1 protein-coding gene and 1 pseudogene are annotated in these 1231 nt (G+C 68.0%); both read right to left on the bottom strand.

What is annotated here, in order from left to right; translation table 11 throughout:
- The coding region (locus tag JCM19049_RS14600; RefSeq protein ID WP_279403296.1) for a DEAD/DEAH box helicase at nt 1-187 on the bottom strand (187 nt) is incomplete at its 3' end.
- Nucleotides 188-524: 337 nt separating this feature from the next.
- A pseudogene (locus tag JCM19049_RS14605) lies at nt 525-1216 on the bottom strand (MMPL family transporter); the annotation flags it as partial.
- Between the last annotated feature and the right edge of the window lie 15 nt (nt 1217-1231).

The raw sequence follows: 1231 nt of genomic DNA on the forward strand, positions 1-1231 counted from the left end.
CCACCACCGGCAGGGAGAAGGCCAGGGTCTTGCCCGAACCGGTCTGTCCGCGGCCCAGCACGTCCCCACCGGCCAGGGTGGAGGGCAGAGTGGCTTCCTGGATCGGGAACGGGGAGTCTATGCCCTGCTGCTGCAGGACCGAAACCAGGTTCTGGGGCACACCAAGGGCGCTGAAGGATGCTGTCATGAGACGAACTTTCTCTAGAACTCGCTGATGCGCCGCCTGTGCGGCGCACGGGATCGCCGAAAGCAGGAGAAAGTCCGCAGCCGCGAGGTGCAAAGCCGGCGGAGGGCCGGGTTCACGACGCGTGGCCGCGCGGGCGGATTCGCCCCGGGACCAGTGGGAAATCTAATCAATCGACGCATGCGCCGCGCGGGGCAACCCGGACGATTTCCGGGGCCGGCCGCCAGGGGCGCACAACGTTCAACCCTACCAGCGCCGCCTCGCCCAGACCGTGGTCTACGGCATACCACCGGCTTCCAGGACCGAGATGTGTACCACGTCGACCCCGGAAGCCGGGCGCCTACTTCGCCCCGTGGCGCAGCCGGCTGGGCCACCAGATGACGCGCCCGAACTCGTGGACCAGCGCCGGGACGAGCAGGGAACGCACCACCAGGGTGTCCAGCAGCACGCCGAAGGCCACGATGAAGCCCAGCTGGGCCAGGAACATGATCGGGACGACCCCCAGCGCTGCGAAGGTGGCGGCCAGCACCACTCCGGCGGAGGTGATCACCCCGCCGGTCACGGTCAGTCCGCGGCGCACGCCCTCCAGGGTGCCGTGGTGCAGGGCCTCTTCACGCACTCGGGTCATCAGGAAGATGTTGTAGTCCACGCCCAGGGCCACCAGGAACACAAAGCCGAACAGCGGCACCGCCGGGTCGGCCCCGGAGAAGTTGAACACGTGGTTGAACACCAGGCGCTGACGCCCATGGCCGTGCCGTAGGAGAGCACCGTGGTGAGGATAAGCAGCACCGGGGCGATGATCGAGCGCAGCAGCAGCATCAGGATCACCAGGATCGCGGCCAGGATCAGCGGGATGATCTTGAACAGGTCCGCGGTGGCGGTCGCGTTCGTGTCCATCTGGGTGGCGGTGGTGCCGCCAACCAGCCCGTCCGGGTCCTGCTGGTGCACGGTGTCGCGCACCAGCTGCACGGTTTCCTTGGCCTGATCGGAGTCCGCCGCGTCGGCCAGGGTGATGGAGATCAGGGAGCGGCCTCAACCACCTGCGGC

This window comes from Arthrobacter sp. JCM 19049 (assembly GCF_001310435.1).